At 63.7% G+C, this 21,170-nt stretch carries 20 protein-coding genes; 11 read left to right on the top strand and 9 right to left on the bottom strand.

Annotated features, from left to right (window positions below; translation table 11 throughout):
* Positions 1 to 39 precede the first annotated feature (39 nt).
* The 3 genes from OU999_18085 (at position 40) to OU999_18075 (ending at position 2,596) form a co-directional block, all read left to right on the top strand.
* Positions 40 to 858, top strand: a complete 819-nt coding sequence (locus tag OU999_18085) for a p-hydroxycinnamoyl CoA hydratase/lyase (protein ID WAC23611.1) — start codon at positions 40 to 42, stop codon at positions 856 to 858.
* A 215-nt stretch (positions 859 to 1,073) separates the two neighbouring features.
* Positions 1,074 to 2,204 carry a cobalamin-independent methionine synthase II family protein gene (locus tag OU999_18080; protein ID WAC25474.1) on the top strand — a complete coding sequence of 377 codons (1,131 nt, stop codon included), beginning with the start codon at positions 1,074 to 1,076 and terminating at the stop codon, positions 2,202 to 2,204.
* On the top strand, positions 2,201 to 2,596 hold the full coding sequence (locus OU999_18075; GenBank protein ID WAC23610.1) for a nuclear transport factor 2 family protein: 396 nt from the start codon (positions 2,201 to 2,203) through the stop codon (positions 2,594 to 2,596). Before OU999_18080 ends, OU999_18075 begins: the two co-directional genes overlap by 4 nt.
* Positions 2,597 to 2,614: 18 nt before the next feature.
* Here OU999_18075 and OU999_18070 read toward each other — a convergent pair whose 3' ends face one another.
* From OU999_18070 to OU999_18060, 3 genes are read right to left on the bottom strand one after another with little or no spacing between them, the layout of a single operon-like run.
* Entirely contained in the window at positions 2,615 to 4,036 is a 1,422-nt protein-coding gene (locus tag OU999_18070; GenBank protein ID WAC23609.1) for an MFS transporter, read from the bottom strand.
* Between the two features lie 2 nt (positions 4,037 to 4,038).
* Complete coding sequence (locus OU999_18065) at positions 4,039 to 5,718, bottom strand: GMC family oxidoreductase (protein WAC23608.1); 1,680 nt, start codon at positions 5,716 to 5,718, stop codon at positions 4,039 to 4,041.
* Positions 5,719 to 5,736: 18 nt separating this feature from the next.
* On the bottom strand, positions 5,737 to 6,369 hold the full coding sequence (locus OU999_18060; GenBank protein ID WAC23607.1) for a gluconate 2-dehydrogenase subunit 3 family protein: 633 nt from the start codon (positions 6,367 to 6,369) through the stop codon (positions 5,737 to 5,739).
* A gap of 93 nt (positions 6,370 to 6,462) precedes the next feature.
* On the opposite strand from OU999_18060, the gene OU999_18055 reads away from it, so the two are divergent.
* Together OU999_18055 and OU999_18050 are read left to right on the top strand one after the other, a co-directional pair.
* Complete coding sequence (locus OU999_18055; protein ID WAC23606.1) at positions 6,463 to 7,071, top strand: thioredoxin family protein; 609 nt, start codon at positions 6,463 to 6,465, stop codon at positions 7,069 to 7,071.
* A 4-nt stretch (positions 7,072 to 7,075) separates the two neighbouring features.
* Positions 7,076 to 7,612, top strand: a complete 537-nt coding sequence (locus OU999_18050) for a hypothetical protein (protein ID WAC23605.1) — start codon at positions 7,076 to 7,078, stop codon at positions 7,610 to 7,612.
* Positions 7,613 to 7,722: 110 nt separating this feature from the next.
* Here the strand turns inward: OU999_18050 and OU999_18045 are convergent, their stop codons facing one another.
* Entirely contained in the window at positions 7,723 to 10,077 is a 2,355-nt protein-coding gene (locus OU999_18045) for a TonB-dependent receptor (GenBank protein WAC23604.1), read from the bottom strand.
* A gap of 386 nt (positions 10,078 to 10,463) precedes the next feature.
* On the opposite strand from OU999_18045, the gene OU999_18040 reads away from it, so the two are divergent.
* Positions 10,464 to 11,801 (top strand): glycoside-pentoside-hexuronide (GPH):cation symporter, encoded by a 1,338-nt coding sequence (locus tag OU999_18040; GenBank protein WAC23603.1) that lies wholly within the window; start codon positions 10,464 to 10,466, stop codon positions 11,799 to 11,801.
* Between the two features lie 220 nt (positions 11,802 to 12,021).
* On the opposite strand, the gene OU999_18035 is transcribed toward OU999_18040, so the two are convergent.
* The 3 genes from OU999_18035 to OU999_18025 are packed head-to-tail and all read right to left on the bottom strand — an operon-like array spanning position 12,022 to position 14,061.
* Positions 12,022 to 12,795, bottom strand: a complete 774-nt coding sequence (locus tag OU999_18035; protein WAC23602.1) for a TIM barrel protein — start codon at positions 12,793 to 12,795, stop codon at positions 12,022 to 12,024.
* Positions 12,796 to 12,817: 22 nt separating this feature from the next.
* On the bottom strand, positions 12,818 to 13,663 hold the full coding sequence (locus OU999_18030; GenBank protein WAC23601.1) for a nuclear transport factor 2 family protein: 846 nt from the start codon (positions 13,661 to 13,663) through the stop codon (positions 12,818 to 12,820).
* Complete coding sequence (locus OU999_18025) at positions 13,660 to 14,061, bottom strand: DoxX family protein (GenBank protein WAC23600.1); 402 nt, start codon at positions 14,059 to 14,061, stop codon at positions 13,660 to 13,662. Before OU999_18025 ends, OU999_18030 begins: the two co-directional genes overlap by 4 nt.
* A gap of 238 nt (positions 14,062 to 14,299) precedes the next feature.
* Here OU999_18025 and OU999_18020 point away from each other — a divergent pair, with 238 nt between their 5' ends.
* Both OU999_18020 and OU999_18015 read left to right on the top strand, forming a co-directional pair.
* Positions 14,300 to 15,322 (top strand): TIM barrel protein, encoded by a 1,023-nt coding sequence (locus tag OU999_18020; protein ID WAC23599.1) that lies wholly within the window; start codon positions 14,300 to 14,302, stop codon positions 15,320 to 15,322.
* 13 nt (positions 15,323 to 15,335) lie between these two features.
* Entirely contained in the window at positions 15,336 to 15,710 is a 375-nt protein-coding gene (locus tag OU999_18015) for a DUF6379 domain-containing protein (protein ID WAC23598.1), read from the top strand.
* Positions 15,711 to 15,789: 79 nt separating this feature from the next.
* Here OU999_18015 and OU999_18010 read toward each other — a convergent pair whose 3' ends face one another.
* Both OU999_18010 and OU999_18005 read right to left on the bottom strand, forming a co-directional pair.
* On the bottom strand, positions 15,790 to 16,845 hold the full coding sequence (locus OU999_18010) for a sugar phosphate isomerase/epimerase (protein WAC23597.1): 1,056 nt from the start codon (positions 16,843 to 16,845) through the stop codon (positions 15,790 to 15,792).
* 13 nt (positions 16,846 to 16,858) lie between these two features.
* Positions 16,859 to 17,974, bottom strand: coding sequence for a Gfo/Idh/MocA family oxidoreductase (locus OU999_18005; GenBank protein WAC23596.1), 1,116 nt, complete (start codon positions 17,972 to 17,974; stop codon positions 16,859 to 16,861).
* Between the two features lie 185 nt (positions 17,975 to 18,159).
* Here OU999_18005 and OU999_18000 point away from each other — a divergent pair, with 185 nt between their 5' ends.
* The 3 genes from OU999_18000 (at position 18,160) to OU999_17990 (ending at position 21,091) form a co-directional block, all read left to right on the top strand.
* Positions 18,160 to 19,374: an MFS transporter gene (locus OU999_18000; GenBank protein WAC23595.1), complete on the top strand. Its 1,215-nt coding sequence runs from the start codon at positions 18,160 to 18,162 to the stop codon at positions 19,372 to 19,374.
* Positions 19,371 to 20,276 (top strand): alpha/beta hydrolase, encoded by a 906-nt coding sequence (locus OU999_17995; protein WAC23594.1) that lies wholly within the window; start codon positions 19,371 to 19,373, stop codon positions 20,274 to 20,276. Before OU999_18000 ends, OU999_17995 begins: the two co-directional genes overlap by 4 nt.
* A gap of 128 nt (positions 20,277 to 20,404) precedes the next feature.
* Positions 20,405 to 21,091 (top strand): TetR/AcrR family transcriptional regulator, encoded by a 687-nt coding sequence (locus OU999_17990; GenBank protein WAC23593.1) that lies wholly within the window; start codon positions 20,405 to 20,407, stop codon positions 21,089 to 21,091.
* The last annotated feature ends 79 nt before the right edge of the window (positions 21,092 to 21,170 follow it).

The raw sequence follows: 21,170 nt of genomic DNA, 5'->3' as shown, positions 1-21,170 counted from the left end.
CGGCCATTCTTCCCATCATCCAACCAAGGAAAACACGACATGACTGACGAGACCGCCACCTTTACCATCGAGAACCGCATCGCCTGGGTGAAGTTCAACCGCCCCGACAAGCGCAACTGCATGAGCCCGACGCTCAACCGCAAGATGCTCGAGGTGCTCGAAAGCCTCGAATTTCGCGAGGATGTCGGCGTGATCGTGCTGACCGGCGAAGGCACCGCCTGGTCGGCCGGCATGGACCTCAAGGAATATTTCCGCGAGAACGAGCAGAAGGGCCTGCACGCCACCCGCAAGGCGCAGCGCGAAGCCTATAGTTGGTGGTCGCGGCTGCGCTGGTTCGAAAAGCCGACGATCGCGATGGTCAATGGCTGGTGCTTTGGCGGCGCTTATGGCCCGCTGTTCGCCTGCGACCTGGCCTTTGCAGCCGAAGATGCGCAGTTCGGCCTTTCCGAGATCAACTGGGGCATCCTGCCGGGCGGTGGTGCCTCCAAGGTGGCGACCGAGCTGCTGTCGTTCCGCGATGCCATGTATCACGCGATGATGGGTGAGAACCTGACCGGCAAGCAGGCGGCGGAAAAGGGCCTGGTCAACGAGGCACTGCCCGCCGACCAGTTGAAGGCGCGGGTCGAGGAAGTCGCCAAGGTGCTCCTCGCCAAGAACGCGACCGCGCTGCGCGCCACCAAATGGGCGATCCGCCGCGTGCGCGAGATGACCTATGACAATGCCGAGGATTATCTGATCCGCGCGCAGGAAGCCGCCAATTCCTTCGACGGTGAGGGCCGCAAGGAAGCGACCCGGCAGTTCATCGACGAGAAGAGCTTCAAGCCGGGCCTTGGCGCCTATGATATCAGCCGCGCCTGATCGACCCTGGTGCCTCAAGGCTGGCCGGCGCACTGCGTCGCCCGCCTTGAGGCCAACCCCGAGACCTCGGCAACGTCCGGCTGCCTCAAAGCCTCGCGCCAGAATCTTGCCGGTATTGGATCCAATTTTTGATTGGAAACCGGTTTCGCCTATGCCAAACGGACGCATCAAGCGGCTCCGGCACGGGATCGGATGGCTGCCAGCGGGAGGGAATGATGACCAGAATCGCAACAACCCATGTCGGATCTATGCCGCGCGGGCCGGAATTGACTGAGCTGCTGCTGGCGCGCGATGCGGGCAAGCCCTTTGATGCCGCCGCTTTCGATGCTGCCGTATCCGATGCGGTCAACCGTTCGGTCGCCTTTCAGCGCGATTGCGGGGTCGACATCGTCAGCGATGGCGAAATGGGCAAGGTCGGCTATTCGACCTATATGATCGAGCGGCTGTCCGGCTTTGGCGGCCATATCGACCGCAAGGCGGCTGCGGACCTTGCCGAAGTCCCCGATCTGGCGAAAAAGCTGTCCGCGATCATGGGCAGCCAGGAATTCGTCCGCGCGTCGTGCATCGGTCCGGTCAAGCTGGTGACGCTGGAGCCGCTGCACGACGATATCCGTCGTTTTAGCGCCGCCATGGACGCGCATGGCAACGGCGCACGCGGCTTCATGAACGCCGCCTCGCCCGGCCTCATCACCGCCTTCCAGGTCAACCGCCACTATCCCAGCCACGAAGCCTATCTGGCCGATCTCGCCGATGCGATGCGCGAGGAATATGAGACCATCGTGAACGCAGGGTTCGACCTGCAGCTCGATTGCCCCGACCTCGCGATGTCGCGCCATACCGGCTATCAGGACCTGTCCGAGGACGATTTCCTCAAGGTCGCTGCCGCCAATGTCGAGGCGCTGAACGCGGCCACCGCGAACATCCCGCCCGAACGGATGCGGATGCACATCTGCTGGGGCAATTACGAAGGCCCGCACGATCACGACATTCCTCTGGAGCGCGTGATCGACATTGTGCTGTCGGCGCGCCCGGGCACGATCCTGTTCGAAGGCGCCAATCCCCGGCACGAGCATGAATGGACGGTGTGGCGCGATGCCGCGATCCCCGATGGCAAGGTGCTGGCACCAGGCGTCATCGACACCTGCTCCAACTATGTCGAGCATCCCGAGCTGATCGCGCAGCGGCTGGAGCGCTTTGCCGGCATCGTCGGCGCAGACCGCGTCATCGGCAGCACCGATTGCGGCTTCGGCACCTTTGCCGGCTATGGCAAGATCGACCCGCTGGTCACCGCCAAGAAGTTGAAAGCCCTGCGCGAAGGGGCGGATATCGCTGCGGCGCGGCTATGAGCCCCGCCGAGCGCCAGGCGATCGAATGGGAATGCGCCCGGCTGATCGCGCTCTATGCCAATCTCAACGACGCGCATCGCTGGGAAGAGGTGGTGGCGCTCTATCATCCCGATGGGTTGATGACGCGCCCCACCGCCCCGGATATCGAAATCCGCGGGCACGAGGCGATCCTGGCGGCGTTCCAATCGCGCCCACCGCGCACCACGCGGCATTTCTGCAGCAATGTCGTGATCGACGTCGAGGACGCACGGTCAGCGCGGGGCGAAAGCGCCATCCTGCTGTTCACCGGCAGCGGCACGCCGCTGGTCGGATCGTTCCACGACCGGTTCGTGGCAACGGATGAAGGCTGGCGCTTTCTCGAACGGCGCGGCGCGCTGACCTTTCAGCCCTGACGCACCGATACGCTGCGGTCAGCGCGCGACGGGGGCCGTCTGCGGCTGGAAGATGTTGCCCGGCAGCCGGCTCGCCAGCAGCACGCTGATCGCAAGCAGGCTGGCGATGACGGCAATTGCTGCGGTCGAAGGCGGCACGCCCGCACCCCTGCCCCAGGCGAAATAGACGCTGCCTGCCAAAGCGATGCCCAACGCGCCGCCGATCTGCTGCGCGGTCTTCATCATGCCACTCGCCGCGCCGGCATGGTCGCGGTCGACCTGCGCCACCGATACCGGCGCGATGCAGCCCGAAAGCGACCCCATGCCGAGCCCTGCGATCACAAGCACCGGCGCCAGCATCGGCCAGGACAGGTTCAGCCAGCCAATACCGGCCAGCACCAGCGCGCTTGCCACCAGCATCGTCGCGCCGCCCAGCAGGAGCACCCATTTGCCGTAGCGCGGCAGGAAATTGCGGCCCAGCACGGCGATGCCGATCATCGCGCCCAGGCCAAAGGGCATGTGCAGCAACCCGGTGGTCAGCGCACTCTCGCCACGCTCGCTCTGCAGCGCGAAGGCAAAAGTGAGCAGAAACCCGGCATTGGCGGCGGCAAAGACGATCGAGATGCCAAGGCCCAGACGGAATGGCAGGATCGACAGCAAGGAGGGATCGAACAACGCCGGTTGCTGCCTGCGCACCCGGTCGGCCACATGCCGCCAGACAGCAAACAGCAGGGGCGGGACGAGCAGCAGCGTCACGATCTCGGGCCCGGCCCAGCCGCGTTCTGCACGGGTCAGCGGCCAGAGCAGGCAGAACACGGCAAGCCCGAACAGCACCACCCCCGGCAGGTCGAACCCTGCCGGCTGGGAGGACTTGCGATCGGGCAGGAAGAACCAGCCGGACACCAAAGCGAACAGCCCCACCGGCAGGTTGATCAGGAAGATCAGTCGCCAGCCCAGCCCGAACAGGTCGAGCTGGATCAGCAGCCCGCCCAGGATCGGCCCGGCGATCGCGGCGAGCCCGCCGATCAGGCCGAACAGCGCCAGCTTGGAGACTCGCTCCAGCGGGGTGAACAGCACCTGCATCAGCGCCAGCGCCTGGGGCGACATGATCGCGCCGCATGCCCCCTGGGCGAGGCGCGACAGCACCAGTTGCTCGGGCGTCTGGGCCAGGCCGCAGGCGACCGAGGCGAGGGTAAATCCCGTCACACCCCACAGGAACACGCGGCGATAGCCCAGGCTGTCGCCCAGCCTGCCCCCCGCCATCAGCAGCAGCGCGAAGCTCAGGGCATAGCCTGCCACGGTCCATTGAACCGCCTCGGCAGAGGCATCGAGGCCGGACGTGATCGCAGGCAGCGCGGTGTTGACGATCGTCAGGTCGACAATCTCAAGCACCACCGCGACGATCAGCGTCATGAGCGCCAGATTCTGCTGGCGACGCGTCAGGGGAAGAGGTTCGTTCACGCTCAGATCTTGCCTTCGCGCAGCATCGAAGCGGCTGCGTCACAGGCGCGCGCGGTCAGCGCCATATAGGTGAGCGACGGGTTCTGGCAGGCCGAAGAGCTCATCTGCGCACCATCGGTAACGAACAGATTGGGCACATCATGCGCCTGGCTCCATTTGTTGAGCACCGACGTTGCCGGATCATGCCCCATGCGTGCACCGCCCATTTCGTGGATCGCGGTTCCACCAGCGCCCGGCTGATCAAAGCCCATGATCACCTTGCCACCGGCCCTGGTCAGCATTTCACCCGCATCGGCCTTGGCCTGGGCCAGCGCCGCGCGCTCTTCCTTGCCAAAGGCAAAGGCGATGTTGAGCTGCGGGATGCCATCGGCATCCACGGCCTTGCTGTCGAGCGTCAACCTGTTCGACGCGCGCGGCACGCAATCGGCAAATGCGACGAGCACCATCCGCCACATGCCCGGCTTTTGCAGCTTTTCCTTCAACGCCAGGCCGATCCCGGGATCGCGCTTGCCCGCAGTCCAGGTGCTCTGCAGCGCGCCGCCCTGAAACGAATAGCCCCGCGTATGCCCTTCGCCGTCCATCGCATCCATGTTGCGATAGCGCGCGACGACCACGCCGGTGGGGCGGTTGCCGGTGCTGGTGCGTCCCTCGAACCCCGGCATCAGCGCGATGGCCGAGAGGGTGTTGGCATGATCCATGATGTGCGTGCCCAGCACGCCGCTGGCATTGGCAAGGCCGCCGGGCATCGCTTCGCTGGCCGAATTGAGCAGCACGTGCACCGAGTTGAAAGCGCCGGCATTGAGGAACACCATCCGCGCCGTCGCGGTCTTGCGCTCCCTGGTCTTGCGGTCGAGATAACGCACCCCGGTGACGCGGCGGGTCGCGGGATCATAGTCCAGCTTTTCCACCACCGCATCGGTAATGACGGTGAGCCGCCCGGTTGCCATCGCGGCGGGCAATGTGCTCGACTGGGTCGAGAAATAGGCACCATAGGAGCAACCGCGCGCGCAGATCGAGCGGTTCTGGCATGCCCCGCGCTCGCCCTTGGCCTGGGTGAGGTTGGCGGTGCGGCCGATGGTCAGGCAGCGGTCGGGCCAGTTCGCCTTCATCACTTCGCGCACATGCTGTTCGACCGGATTCAGCGCCATGGGTGGCTGGAAGCGGCCATCGGGCAGCTGTTTCAGCCCCTCCTTCGCGCCGGAGACGCCGATGAATTCCTCCACCTTGTCGTACCATGGAGCAAGATCGGCATAGCGGATCGGCCAGTCGGTGCCGTGCCCGTCACGCTTGTTCGCCTCGAAATCATAGTCCGACCAGCGATAGGACTGACGCCCCCAGGTGAGCGAGCGACCGCCCAGCTGGTACGATCGGAACCAGTTGAAATCGGTGCCTTCCGCCTTGCCATAGGGGTTCTGCGCGTCATTGACGAAATGCCCCTGGGTATATTCGTTGAAATGCCGGTTGAGCATCTGGACGGCGTGTTCGCGCGCGTAGAGTTCCTGATCGCCCGCGCCACGGAACGGCATCTCCCACGGCGTCTTCATTTCGGTCGCATAATCCTGCTGATGGCGGATTTCGCGGCCGCGCTCGATCATCAGCACCTTTAGGCCCGCCTCGGTCAGCTCCTTGGCGGCAAGGCCTCCGGTAATGCCGGAGCCCACGACGATTGCATCAAAATCCATGGTCCTGCCTTCCCCCGCTCAACCGAAATCCACCGCAGTCCAGTCGCTCGAATAAGCGCGGGTCTGCGGGGTGACGGCGACATCTGGCGCATAGGTGCCGGGCACCAGGTTGAACTGGAGCTCCTGAGACCCGCCGGACTCGCTGGTGTAATAGCCGGTCAGGATCAGCGCCTTGATCGTCCGCCAGGGATGCTCGCGCACGCCCTCGGCATAGGCTTCACCATCGAGCTTCGTGAGCACCATCGCCTGTCGCTCGGGCGCGGCGTTGAGGAAATCGCCATCGGTGCGGCGGTCGAGCTCGGCCTCCAGCCATGCGGCCTGATCGAGCGAGCCATCCGTGCGGGCGTGGCGGACAAGATCCTGCGGCGCGTCCTTGGGCAGCGGTATGCGCGCCTTTTCCAGGCCGTGCGCCAGCCCCAGCAGCACGAAATCGCCAGCACCGACATCGCCTGCGCCTGGGGTGTTGGTGGCCGGAATGACGATCTGGCTGACCGTGCGCATCAGGTCGCGCTGGCGTTCGCTGGGTGCGTCTTCGGCGGCAAACAGGTCCAGCCGGATGGCCGCGAGCGGCACGCCGACCACCGCCGCCAGGATCGCTGCGCCACCCAGAAACCGCCTGCGGCTCCAGCCCTTGGGCTGCTCTTGCTCCATGATTCCCGCCTCTCCCTGCGCACCTATGCGTCTTGTCCCACTCTAGAAAATCACGTATCAGAATACAAATTCTATTTATAAAGGAGAGAGAAGATGCTGCGATGGTCCCGCCAGCTCGACTATGGCAAACATGCCGCGCCGTTCGCCTTGCCCGATACCGATGGGCGCCTGCGCACGCTGGAGGAATTTGACGCCCCCGCATTGCTCGTCACCTTTATCTGCAACCATTGCCCGGTGGTGCTGCATGTGCTGGACGGGCTGTGCCAGTTCGCGCGCGACTATGCCCCCAAGGGGCTGCAGGTCGTCGCCATCTCGTCAAATTCGCCCGAGGAATTTCCCGAGGACGATTACCCACACATGAAGCTGTTCGCGAAGGCGCACGACCTGCCCTTCCCCTATCTGCACGATGAAAGCCAGAACGTGGCGCTGGCCTATAATGCCATCTGCACCCCCGATTTCTTCCTCTACGGCCCCGATCGCGCGCTGTTCTATACCGGACAGTTCTGCGCCAGTCGGCCCAGGCTGCCGCATCCGCCGGTGCCCGGCGCGCCGCCGCAGCGCACCGATGTGCCGGTCACCGGCGAGGACATGCGCGCTGCGGTCGATGCGCTGCTGGCAGGACAGCCAGCGCCGCAGCCTCAGGTGCCGAGCGCGGGCTGCTCGATCAAATGGCTGCCCGGCAAGAACCCGTCCTGGGGGTGATGCTATGACCATCCTGGCGAGACACTGGGTCCCCGCCGCCGCCGTCGTGCCGCAGGAACGGGGACCCGATTTTCTGGGAACGGTCGATGGCGCCGACTGGTCAGAGGGAGGCGGCTTCTATCGCGGATTCTTCACCAGCTTCTGCATCCGAGCGGGCAAGGCGGTGTGGTTTCACTGGCCGCTGCCGACGCCTGTCGAACTCAATGGCCAGCGCATGGCGCTGCATTCGGCAAGCCTGTTATGGGAGACCAGCGACGGCGCGGCGCTCAACTGGGTGACGCTGCAGCATGGCGGCATGGACCGGATCGAGCTGACGCCGCGATTGCAGGTGCCCACCGCAGTGCCGGTTCCGTTCGATCCCGAGCCCGCGTTCCGTCCCTATTGCCCGGAAAACAACCGGCAGTTGAGCGAGATGGTGCTGCCCGCGCCGCTGCCGCTGCAATTCGGCGTGCAGCTGTGCGTGATGGTCACCGCGCCCGAAGACCGCGACGGGCTGGTGCGCTTCTATGGCGCAGGGGCGGATTTCATCACGGCCGCCTGATCGCGTCTGACCAAAAGAAAAGGGGCAGGCCCCGCCTCACCGGACCCACCCCTTCTCTTCATCTGCATCCCCTTGGGGGCGACCACATACGCCCCCGTCCCTCATGCAGATCAGAAGTCGAGCAGCATGCGCACGCCGTAGGTGCGCGGCGCGCTGAACTGCCAGTTGTAGATGTCGTCATTGCCCGCCGCCGTGAAGGCGGCATAGGTCAGCGGCTGGTTGTCTTCCAGATTGCGCGCAAACAGCTGGATACCGAACTTGCCTGACTCGTCGCGCCACTCGAGGGTCGCGTCGGTCTGGAAGAAGCTGCTCTGGCGCGAATCCCGGAAGTTGAACACATCCATGAAATAGGCCGACTTGAAGCGGGTGAAGATGCTGGGCGTCAGCGTACCGGAACTGCCCAGATCGAACACATGCTCATAGCCAGCCGCGATCACCCATTTGGGGGCGAGCGGCGTGCGGTTGCCCGCCAGATTGGGCTGGGTCACCGGATTGGTGGTGATGTCGTTGTCCAGGTCACCCAGGCCGGTGAGGCAGCCAAGCGTCGGGTGCGTTTCCGAGGCGCAGAAGACCGGGAACGAGGCCAGGAAGTCATCATATTCCGAGCTCAGATAGTTGATGCTCGCCGTGAAACGGCCCGAGTCGAACACCTTGATCGACGCATCGAGTTCCAGACCCCAGATGGTCGCGCCACCGGCATTGAACACCTGCCCGCCGATCGACGGATCCAGCAGAACCGCAGCCTGCAGGTCCTTGTAGTCGTAGTAGAAGCCGGAGAAATTGACGGTGCTGGAACCGAAGCTCCGCTTGATGCCGGCTTCATAGGCGGTGTTGGTTTCCGGCGCATATTGGCCGACCGTATCGAAGCCGCCTGCCTTGAAGCCGGTCGAGACCTTGGCATAGACCAGCGTATCGGTATCCGGCTTGTAGTTGACGCCCACCAGCCAGGTCAGCCTGTCTGCCTTGGCGCGCAGGATGTCGGTCCGCAGCGGCGGCGCGGTGATGCGGCGCACGCCTGTGTTGAACAGCGGCGATGTCGGATTGCCCAGGCCGCCCGGATAGAAGGGGAAGATGCCCGTGCGGCTGTCATCGGTGTAGCGGGCGCCTGCTGTGACCGACAGTTCGTCGGTGATCGGAATATCGACCTGGCCGAAGGCGGAATAGCTGCGGCTGTTCACGTCGCGGCGGAAATAGTTGATAAACGCGCCGTTCGCGCCGGTCAGGAACGCCGGCAGGAACGGCGGGCCGTTGAACAGGCCGCGTTCGATGAACAGGTCTTCCTTGAAGTAGAAGCCGCCGACTTGCCATTCGAAGGCACCAGCGCTGCCGCCGTTGAGGCGCAGCTCGTGGCTCTGGCTTTCGACATTGTTGGCGAAGTTCTTGAACAGGAATGCCGGGGTCAGTGCCGCGTCGAACGCTTCGACGGTGCGGCGATAGCCGCCGGTATAGGTCAGCGTGGCGCCCTCGAAATCATAGGCGATCTTGCCGCGAACAACCTTCGAATCCTGTTCGTTACGGCTGGGTGCGCGCGCCGACGTCAGGTAGTTCTTGCGATTGATCGTCGACAGGCCGTTGGTGTTCTGCGGGATGCAGACCACGAAACGCGGATCGGCACCGATGCGGTTCCAGCCATTCTGATTGCAGCCGGGTCCCGGGACCAGCGCGGGATTGAACGCCAGCCCGTTGTTGAAGTTCACAAAGGCATTGCCGGCAATGATGTTGTCGACTGCGCTGACCTCGAACGCGAGGTCGAGCGTCAGCGGATCGATCGGGTTCAGACGAATGCTGACGCGGCCTGCCCGGCTGTTGTCATTGCCCGTGCGGACATTGACATTGGGATGGCTGAAAAAGCCGTCGCGCTTCGAATAGGTGCCCGAGAAACGGATGCCGCCGATATCGCCGATCGGCAGATCGACGCCACCCTGGACCAGCACATGGTCGAAATTGCCGTAAGAGGCAGCCATGTTGAAGCCGAAATCATCGCCCGGCTTGCGCGTGATGAAGTTGACCGCGCCGCCCGTGGCGTTGCGCCCCTGCAGCGTCCCCTGAGGACCGCGCAGAACCTCGACGCGCTCCAGATCGAACAGCGAGGCGTTCATCACGGTCGGGCGGTTGATATATTCGCCATCGATATTGACGACGATCGAGGCGTCCTGTGTTTCGGCATTGTCGTTGGTGCCGATGCCGCGCAGCGTGACGCGCGTCAGGTTCGTATCGTTGGTGATCTGGACCGCCGGAGCCAGGCGCTGAATGCCGGTAAGATCGCTGATCCCCGCCTTTTCGACATCCTCGCCGCTGACCACCTGGATCGCGATGGGAACGTCCTGGACGTTCTGCACGCGGTTCTGTGCGGTGACGACGATTTCCTTGTCGGCTTCGGTATTGTCCTGGGCGAACGCGGGCGTTGCCAGCGCGATCGCGCCAACCCCCATGAGCAGCGCAGCACGAATTGCGTGTGAGTGCATATCGGCAATCCTCCCCTCAAAATGCCGCCTGCGGGTGGGCCCGCTTATGACGGTGTGATTAGAATGACTAAAACTAGAATGATGATTTTATATATTGCCCCGTCGCTGTCAAGCTTTAGCCATATCGATTGTAAAAATCGTCATCCATCAACTGTATCAATGGTGAATTTTCAAGCAGCTGAAATCATGTGGTTTTTTCGAAAACGCCCAGCGATCGCCCGCCTCCGGCCCTTGATATGGTTGCAACAGGTCATGCAAAAAATGCGTTGCCAAGCGGTGGTCCGCGCCATTATACGAATCACAATTCTAATAAATAGCGGCCACTCATGGTCGCCAGGCGATCCAGGCCACAAGGCCGATCGGTGCCGCAACATGGGAGAGAGACCATGTCCGGGACACGTCTGCGGCTTGCGGAAAAGCTGAGCTATGGCTTTGGCGATATGGGCTATAGCCTGCCCTATAATATGGCCAGCGGCTTTCTGCTGCTTTACTATGTGAACGTTGTGGGCCTGCCCGCCGCCGCTGTCGGGACCATCTTTCTCGTTGCGCGCTTGATGGATGCGGTGATCGACATGGGCGTCGGCATCGCGATTGACCGCACGCGCAGCCGTTGGGGCCGGACGCGGCCCTATTTCCTCTTCACCGCCATTCCCTATGCGCTGGTTTCGGTCGCCATTTTCGCGGTGCCTGGCGACTGGAGCCAGGGCGCGCAGCTGGCTTATGCCTTTATCACCTTCAAGCTGCTGGGCATCCTGATGAGCCTCGGCGCCATTCCCTATACCGCGCTGATGCCGATGATGACGTCGGACCGCGCCGAGCGGCTGAAGCTGGGCGGCATGCGATCGATCGGCACCTCGGTTGGCGTCGTCCTGGGCACGGCAGCAGTGCAGCCGATCCTTGCGGCTTATGGCGGCGAGAAGCAGCCGGGCGGTTATGTTGCCGCCGCCGCCGTTTTTGGCCTCCTGTCGATGCTGTGCATCCTGGCGCTGTTCCGCAACTGCCGCGAACGGGTGGTCGACGATTCGCCCGCACGCTTCCCCATCCTGCCCGAGATCGGCAAGATGCTGCGCAACCGCGCCTGGATGGTCTCCTTCCTGTTCTGCCTCGTCTATTTCGTGCGCTTCGGCGGGATGATGGCAATCACCGCCTATTTCGCGATTGATGTGATGCGCGCGCCGTGGATGATCGGCGTGATGCTCCCGGCGGTCGCGGGCATGCTGCTGCTGTCGGCCTTTTTCGCCCCGCCGATCCTGGCGCGCACCGGCATCCGCAAGGGATGCATCGCGGTGCTGAGCATCGCTGCTGCGCTGTTCGCGGTTCTGCCGCTCGTCGAGGGCCAGCCACCGGTGTTTCTGGCGATATATATCGCCGCCTGCCTTGCCAATTCGATCACCATCACTGCCGCCTTCACGATGATCGCCGAAACGGTCGATTACCACGAGGCGCTCTATGGCAGCCGGCATGAAGGACTGCTCTCTGCGGGGGTCAGCCTGGCCACAAAGGTCGGAATGGCGCTCGGCACGGCAGGCATCGCCTTCATCCTGGCAGGCGCCGGCTATGACCCTGCAGCCGTCACCGACGGCGCCAGAACGGCCATCCGCTGGACCTATTATGGCGGGGTGGTCGCGCTGCTGCTGGCGCAGGTGGGCATCATTCTGGCCTGGCCTGCCGGGCAGCCGCAGAAGGAATCGCATGGCCAGCTCGCACTGGAGGGCGCGGCGTGATGGGCTGATCGCTGATCGCCGCCGATGCGAAGATCCGGGTGCCGGGCACGGCGCATGTCGAGTTCAGCCTGCATGTCCAGCCGCTGATCCTGGGCGGGATCGAATAGGCGGGAACCGGCAAGGTCACGCTGCCCGAGCCGGACGAAGCGAAAAACTGTAAAAAAAAGGGTGCCCGTGGCCGGGGCACCCCGAGTGGGAAGCTCGTTTGTGGCGCCGCGCGTCAGGCGGCGAGCGCGCGGATATGGGCCAGCGCGGCTGCCGTATCGCCGCCGGTGGGGCTGAGCTCGAGGCCGAGCGGGCCAGCATATCCAGTGTTCTCGATCAGCTTGAGCATCGCTGGCCAGTCGATCTGGCCCGATCCCGGCTCACCGCGACCCGGCGAATCCGCGATCTGGATATGCCCGATCAGATGCGCGACCCTGGGCAGCACCTCGGCAGGATTTTCGCGCTCGGTGGTCGAATGGTAGAGGTCGTAGAGCAGCTTCACGCTGGGGCTGCCGACCTTCTCGATCACTGCGACGGCATCTTCGGTCATGCCGAACAGCACGCCGGGATGATCGACCCGGGTATTCACCGGTTCGAGCAGGATGATGAGGCCGTGCGCCTCGGCCACCGGAACGATGCTGGCAATGGCACCCGCGACGATGTCGAGCTGCATTGGCCGCTTCATATAGGGCACCGCAATACCCGAAGGCACGACGATATGGGTGGCACCCAGCTCGGCCGCCTCGGCCGCGGCCTGGGCAAACATCTCGCGGAAGCGATCATGCTGGTCGGCCATCACCAGCGCGATGCGCGGATCGGTGACCGTGGCGAGCAGTTCGCAGCCGGTCTCGGCCAAAGCCGCCTTGAGGCTGGGCACGTCGCGATTGGCGGTGGTGAAAATCTCCACCTTCTTGAAGCCCGCCCTGGCGGCAGCCGCCATCCGATCTTCCAGCCGGTCGCCGGCCTCGTGGAACATATATTCCAGGTTTACGCTGAGTTCGAAGGGCATGAATCAATCGTCCTTATGGGTTTCAGTACGCGAAGGTTTCGCTGAACGTGCGATAGGGTTCGGGCGGGCGCGCCTCGAGGCGCTGGGGCGTGTCGGTGCGGTACATGTTGCCCATCACCGTGGCGGGGCCATCGACCGGCGGCATGAACACCGGTTTGCCGTCCTCGCCGACATACATCAGGTCGACATTGAAGGCGTCATCTTGCGCAGCAGCGGCAAACGGAATCCAGCCCATGCCATAAGGCGCGCGGGCGACCTCGAAACAGTGGAAATGCCAGATCTTCCACTCGCCATCCTGCTTGATGAAGTCGATGCCGTATTTGAGATACACATTGTGCATCCACACCTTCTTGCCGCCCACCATCTCCTTCTCGAACATCCAGGCGGGCATGTTCTTGGCATGCTCGGGCTCTACCAGTCCGGATTCGACGCCGTTGACGATCCACAGCCCCTTGGCGGTCTGGCCGTCACCGGCAATCTCAATCATCGGCGTGGTGACGAAGTGCATGACCAGCTTGCCGCGAGGCGCGGGGCGCCCCTGATGATAGGAGATGATCTTGTCCCAGTCGGTATAGACGCCAAGGTTCGAATATTGCGCGCGGACGTCGGGCGTGCCCTTATTCGCCCAGAGCGGAATGATGTCCGTGTCGCGAAACGCGTTGTGCAGATACATGTAGCGCGAGAACAGGTTTTCGATCCTGGCACGATCCTGCGTGGCGGAGGCGGCCTGGCGCAGCCCGGCCAGCTCCTTTTCCAGCGCGGCGATGCGCTGGTCGGCGCTTTCGGCGGCGCTTGCCACCGGGGCGGTCAGTGCGCCCACTGCCAGCGCGGTCGCGGCAGCGCCGAGCAAGATTGTCCGAATGGTCATGAAGTCTCTCCCACTGCTTTCTGGCGATGCCGCGCCGCCAGCCCGACCAGAACCAGCAGCGCGACGAGAACGGCATTTTGCGGCAGGGCATCGGTCTCTGCCCGTGACCAGTGGACGGCCGCCGCCGCCATCTGGTTGATGACCAGCAGCGCTGCAGCCGTGCCAGCCCAGGCGCGGAGACGCGGCACGGCGATCGACAGCAGGATCGCGGCGAGCAGCAGCTCGCTCCAGCCGATCGTGCGCCCCAGCCATTCGGGCAGCGCCAAAGTCCACACCCGGTGCTGCGCCAGCTCTGCCAGGGGCGCGAAAGCCTTGTGATAGCCGACAAAGGCGAAGAACGCCGCAAGCAGCAGCGCGACGGGAATCGCAGCAGCAGTCAGCAGGCTCCGCACAGGCACTCGACTCTCCCAAATCTGCTCTCTTTCACCCAAATAAATATCATAATTCTAATTCTGTCAATCCATCGATTTCCGCAGAATTCCGCCAGATTGCAGGGGTTGACGCGCGGTCGAATTTATACGAATATTGGTTCTAATTAGGGCTTCGGCCCCAGGGAGAAGCCAGGAAAACCGACGCAGCGCGGCCTTGCCCCATCCCGAATCAACCAGTGCGATCCCGACGAGGAGAGGAACCAGAATGAGCTATGAGATCAAACGGGGCGTCAGCCTCTATTCCTATCAGAATGATACCTTTGACGGCACGCTGACCCGCGACGACTGCATCCGCATTTCGTGCGAACTGGGCGCGAACGGCATCGAGGTGATCGGCGAGCAGTCCTTCTGGGGCTGGCCCGAATGCGGCGTGAACGAAGCCGATGTCGCCGCCTTCCACGAAAGCATGAAGCGCTATGGCGGGGTCGGCGTCAGCCACGACTTCATGCTCGATTACAAGCGTTACAAGGGGCGTCCGATGCCGTTCGAAGAGCAGGTCGCGAGCGTGAAGAAGGACATCGACTTCGGTGCGCTGCTGGGCATGAAGTTCATCCGCGCCCTCGTCTCGATCGCCCCCGAAGTGCTGGTCGCCGCTGCGCCCTATGCCGAGGAAAAGGGCATCAAGATCCTGATCGAGGTGCACGCTCCGCTGCATTTCGATCATCCCTGGATCATCCGCCACGCCGAAGCCTTTGAAAAATCGGGCTCGGACGCGCTGGGCTTCCTGCCCGACATGGGCATGTTCCTGTTCAAGTTCCCGCGCGTGTGGAAGGAAAAGTTCATGCGCATCGGCGTGCCGAAGAACATCGCCGACTATATCGAAAAGGCGTACGAGGACCGCGTGCTGTCCGAATATGTCATTCTGGACGTGCGCGAGATGGGCGGCACCGGCCCTGCCATCGCGATGGCGGAAACGCTGCGCCACAATGCCGCGTTCGAGCCCAAGCGCATGCTCGACTTCATGCACCGCATCCACAATATCCACGGCAAGTTCTACGAAATGACCGAGGATTATGTCGAGCCCAGCATCCCCTATGACGAGATCGTCCGCGTGCTGAAACAGGGCGGCTACAAGGGCTATATCTGCTCCGAATATGAGGGCAATCGCTGGATCGAGGATGCCGAGGAGCCCAATTCGGTCGAGCAGGTCCGCCGCCAGCAGGTGATGCTGGCCCGCCTGCTGGGCGAGACCGAGACCCCTGCCCTGAAGACCCCCCTGGCCGCCTGAGGAGACCCGAAATATGATGGACCACAAGATGATCGTCGCCGGCAGCCTGGTCGCTGTTGAAGGCGGTTTCGCGCTCGAAGCCCGGCTGCCTTATTACCGGGGCCTTGGCCTTTCGATGGTCGAGGACGTCGCCGTCACCGTCGACGGTACCACCTATCCGCGCGAGGCCGTGCGCTTTTCCGTGCGCGACACGACCTACACGCTCGACGAAATGGAAAGCTGTTACGACAATCGCTGGAATTTCGGCGAAAAGGCCCTGATCAGCGTGCTGGGCGCAGAGCTCTCCCCCGGCCCGCACAAGGTTACCGTCGCGATCCGCAAGCGCATCTCGTACCTGCCCTTCGTACCGACGATGACCGCGAGCAAGGAGCTGGCGCTCGCCGCCTGATCCCGGGAAAACTGATACAGAAAAGGCCTCCGGAATCTCGCGATTTCAGAGGCCTTTTCGTATCCCGATGCCAAGCCGCTCAGTCGATCCCCATCAGCCGCCTGTTGAGCGCGCGGTCCGCGCCGCCGGCAGCGAAATCGTCGAACGCATGTTCGGTGACGCGAATGATGTGCTTGGCAATGAACGGTGCGCCCTCGGCCGCGCCCTGTTCGGGATGCTTGAGCGCGCATTCCCATTCGAGCACCGCCCAGCCGGCAAAGTCATTCGCCGCCATCTTGCTGAAGATCGCCGGAAAATCGACCTGGCCATCGCCCAGGCTGCGGAAGCGTCCCGGGCGATCAACCCAGGACTGATAGCCGCCATAGACGCCGCTGCGCCCATTGGGGCGGAACTCGGCATCCTTGACGTGGAAGCATTTGATGCGTTCGTGATAGATGTCGATATAGGCCAGATAGTCGAGCTGCTGCAGCACGAAATGGCTGGGGTCGTAGAGGATGTTCGCGCGCGGATGGTTGCCGACGCGCTCGAGGAACATCTCGAAGGTCACGCCGTCATGCAGATCCTCGCCCGGATGGATCTCATAGGCCGCATCGACGCCGTTCTCGTCGAATACATCGAGGATCGGCTTCCAGCGGCGGGCGAGCTCGTCGAACGCATCCTCGACCAGCCCGGCAGGCCGCGCGGGCCAGGGGTAGAAATAGGGCCAGGCCAGCGCGCCGGAGAAGGTCGCATGCGCATTCAGCCCCAGCTTGCGGCTGGCGATCGCAGCATTCTTGACCTGGCGCACTGCCCATTCCTGCCGCGCCTTGGGGTTGCCGTGGACCTCGGGCGGGGCAAAGCCATCGAACTGCGCGTCAAAGGCCGGGTGCACCGCAACCAGCTGACCCTGAAGGTGCGTCGACAGCTCGGTAATCTCCAGTCCCTTGTCGGCCAGCATCCCCTTGATCTCGTCACAATAGGTCTGGCTTTCGGCAGCGAGCGTCAGGTTGAACAACCGCTCGTCCCAGCTGGGGATCTGGATGCCCTTGTAGCCCAGGCCCGCCATATAGTCGGCAATGGCCTCCAGGCTGTTGAACGGTGCAGCGTCGCCCGCGAACTGGGCGAGGAAGATCGCAGGGCCCTTGATGGTCTTCATGGGGTTGGTCCTTTCAAACGGTCAGCGGCACCCAGCCGGAGCGTTCCCGGCTGGCGCGGACGGCAGTGTCGACAAAGGTCATGCCGCGCAGCGCATCCTCGATTCCGGGCAGCAGCGGCGCGGGCTCGCCGCGCAGCACGGCAGCGAAATCGCGATAGAGATTGGCGAACGCTTCCAGATAGCCCTCGGGATGGCCGGTCGGCGTGCGGGTGCGGCTGGCGGCATCGGGGCCGAGCTGCGGACCGCCGGCATGGACGATCTCGGTCCGGCCATCCAGGCTGTGCAGCGTCAGCGTATTGGGCACTTCCTGCCGCCACAGCAGCCCGCCCTTTTCGCCATAGACGCGGATGCGCAGGCCGTTCATCTCGCCAACCTCGATCTGGCTGGCGAGCAGCACGCCGCGCGCGCCATTGTCATAGCGCAGCAGCACCGTGCAATCGTCGTCGACCGGACGGCCCGGCACCACTGCGGCCAGATCGGCGAGCAGTTCGACCGCCTTTAGCCCGGTGATGAACTCGGCAAGCTGGAAAGCGTGCGTGCCGATATCGCCGATACATCCGCCGGGGCCCGAACGTGCGGGATCGGTGCGCCATTCGGCCTGTTTGCCGATCGCATCGCCCGCCAGCCAGCCTTGCGGATATTCGACCACCAGCTTGCGGATGCTGCCCAGTGCACCGGCGGCAATGCGCGCCCGCGCCTCGCGCACCAGCGGATAACCGGAATAGGTGTGGGTCAGCGCATAAGGCTGGCCCGCCGCGCTGACGCAGTCGGCCAGTTCGCGCGCCTCGGCCAGGGTGGCGGTCGCAGGCTTGTCGCTGATCACCGGCAGGCCCGCTGCCAGCGCCGCGCGCGCGGCAGGCAGGTGGTGATGATTCGGACTGACCACGGCGACGAAATCGATCCCGTCCTCGCGTGCCTTTTCGGCGGCGAACATCGCATCGAGCGAGGGATAGGCGCGGGCCGGATCGATGCGATAGCTTTCGCCCGCCTCGCGGCTGCGACCGGCATCGCTGGAAAAACAGCCCGCGACCAGTTCGATCTCGCGGTCCATTTCCGCAGCGATCCGGTGAATCGGGCCGATGAACGACCCCGGCCCACCGCCGATCAATCCCATTCGCAAACGCCGCATCGTCGATCCGCTCCTGCCCGTTATTTTATAATCCATATTCTAGTTTGCTCGATTGCAGATCGTCAAGCCGCTTGTCAGTCTGTCGCAAACGCCATCATGCACGGGCTTGACCACAGGCCATCCACGCCATAAACTCGAATGCGTATTCTAATAATAAGCTGCCATGAGCAGCGGGAGAGAGATGCGTGCAGGCCATAGCCAAGTTCTTCCGGGACCTTACCCTCAAGCCCCAGGGCGTGATCGTGGTGCTCGCCGGATTTCTGCCGATCATCGCCATCGTCGCCATGGGGCCGGCTGTCCCTTCGATGATCCAGCATTTCGCGCACGATCCCGAAGCGCGCGCCAAGGTGCCCGCAATGATCGGTGCGCCTGGCCTGGCCATGGCGTTGCTGCCCCCCTTTGCCGGGCTGCTGGTCGATCGCTATGGTCGGCGCCCGCTGCTGCTGCTGTGCACCGCGCTTTATGGCGTGTTCGGATCGGCCCCGCTGTTCCTCAATGACCTTGACCATATCTATTATTCGCGGCTGCTGCTCGGCGTGTCGGAGGCTGGCATCCTCACCGTCGTCAACACGCTGATCGGCGATTACTGGGACGATGCGGGCCGCAAGAACTGGCTGTTCCTCCAAGGCCTGCTCGGTCCCTTCCTGGCCGGGTTCGTGGCCTTGATCGTCGGATTTGCCACCACGGTGCAGTGGAACGGCGTGTTCCTGGTCTATCTGGTTGCCTTCCCCATCTGGGCGGCGATGTTCGTCTGGCTGTTCGAGCCGACAAAGGCCGCCGACAAGGGCGTGCGGATCGCCGCCGCGCCCGATACGCCCAAGACCCCCTTTCCCTGGATCAGCCTGGTCCAGATTGCATCGGTCACCCTGTTCTGTTCGATGCTCTACTATGTGTTCATCATCAACGGCGCGCTGGTGTTCCGCGAAGTGGGCGTGACCGAGCCCCAGAACTATGCCGCGATCATCTTCATCCCGCAGTTCTTCATCCTGGCCGGGGCCGGACTGTTCAAGTTGCTCTCCAACCAGAAGAACACGGTGCAGCTTGGCACCTTCCTGACGCTGATGGGGCTGGGCCTGGCCGGGATGGGGCTCGCGACGACACCCGCGATCATGGCGGCGGCGCTGATCGTGCAGCAGACTGCAGCAGGCATGGCCGTGCCGTCGCTGATCACCTGGACGCAGACCAAATTCGATTTCCACCATCGCGGTACCGGCATGGGCATGTGGACCGCGGCCTTCTTCCTGGGCCAGTCGCAATCGCCGCGGCTGGTGCATGTGATCGACGCCAGCGTCGGTTCGATGCAGGGCGCGTTCCTGATGGCAGGCTGCGTGGCATTGGGCGGGGCGGCCGCCGCGATGCTGACCGGCATGGCCACGCGGCCACAGGCTGTGCGCGCATGATCCGTGCCGTCGCCGCATCGCTTGCGCTCGTGCTCGCGTGCCCGGCGTTCGCGCAGGCGCTGCCCGAATTCCGCTTCAGCGACGCTGCGCCCGCCGACTATCCCGGCGTGATCCGCTTGGGTACGGGTCCGGGCCAGCCGAGCGAGGAGTGGTTTCGCCAGGATGGCGCCCTGCAGGTGCGCAATGTCGCCGAGGCGACGCTGACGCCCTTCCTGCCCAGGCCGCAATCGGCCACGGGCGCTGCGGTAATCGTCGCGCCGGGCGGCGGGTTTCTGGGGCTGGCGATCGAGGATGAAGGCTTTCGTGTTGCACGCTGGCTGGCCGATCACGGCATCGCTGCCTTCGTGCTGAAATACCGGGTGCTGCCTACCCCGGCCGATCCCCTTACCTTCCGGCGCGAGCTGGTTGCCGTGCGCACCGGCAAGGGGCCGGCAAGCTTTCGGCCACCTGCCGATACGCCGGCAGAGGCGCTGGCCGACGGTCAGGCTGCGCTGCGCCACGTGCTGACGCATGCCGCAGATTATGGCATCGATCCCGCGCGCACCGGAATGATGGGCTTTTCTGCCGGAGCCTTTCTCGCGCTATCGGTGACGGCCGCCGATGCACCCGACGCGCGTCCGGCCTTTGTCGCCCCGATCTATGGCCGGCAGGCCCCGAGCCCGGTGCCCGCCAAGGCCCCGCCAATGTTCGCGCTGATCGCGGCCGACGATCCGCTGTTCGGGCGCGAGGGCTTTGCGCTGGTCGAAGGGTGGCGCAAGGCCGGCGCGCCGGTCGAGTTCCACTTGCTGCAGAATGGCGGACATGGCTTTGGCCTGGGCCGAGCTGGCACCAGCAGCGCCGACTGGATTTACAGCTTTCACCGCTGGCTTGACGTGAACGGCATGCTGCACCGCAAACCTTGACAGGCATTTCGCGGTTGCACAAAGTTCTGATGCGCCGCATGTCGGTTGCCTCATAAAGGTGCGATGACGGAAAACTTGATGCCAAACCTACCCCTGCCCTCCCTCCCAGCCACGCAAAGTGTCGCCCCATGCCCGGCAGCGTGAAGAAGAAGAAGGATGCGGCCAAGGGGTTTGCGGTGGCCGATGTCAGCCGCAAGCCGCAACAGGGCCGCTCGCTCGCCTCGCTAAAACGCATGCTGGAAGCGGCGCGCGAGCTGATGCTGGAGCGCGGCAGCGAGGAATTCACGCTGCAGGAAGTGAGCGAACGCGGACAGGTTTCGATCGGATCGATCTATCTGCGCTTCGAAAGCAAGGACAATCTGGTCCGCGGTGTCATCGCCGAGGCGCTGGAAGAGCAGTCCGCCGAGGAATCGACCCTGGTCGAGCGGCTGAGCGCCGAATGCCCCGACCTGGCGAGCTTCGTCTTCGAATATGTCGAAGGCTATGCCGAAGTTCTGCGCAAGCACGCCCCGTTGCTGCGCCTGACCATGATGCGCGCCGAACATGACCCGCTGGTGGCCGCCCCTGGCAAGCAATATGCCTTTCGCGCCGAAGAGGACGCGACCAAAGCCATGCTGGCCCATGCCGATGAATTTGGCGGCGATGATCCAGCCGATCACGAGGTGAAGGCGCAATCGGGCTATCATGTCATCTTTGCCACCCTCGCCCGGCAGCTGAGCCTGGGGTCGAGCGGCGAGGCCGCGCATGCCTATGACTGGAACCAGATGAAGCGCGAACTGGCACGGATGTGCCTGGCCTATCTGCGCGCGGATTGACAAACCCCTCCTCTCAATTAGAGTTCTGATTCTAATAAAGGTGTAGCGGGAAAGCTGCGCCGGAATCAGGAGAAGAGGC

The sequence above is a fragment of the Blastomonas sp. SL216 genome (assembly GCA_026625625.1).
Classification (GTDB): domain Bacteria; phylum Pseudomonadota; class Alphaproteobacteria; order Sphingomonadales; family Sphingomonadaceae; genus Blastomonas.
This window is presented reverse-complemented; position numbering and strand designations above follow the sequence as displayed.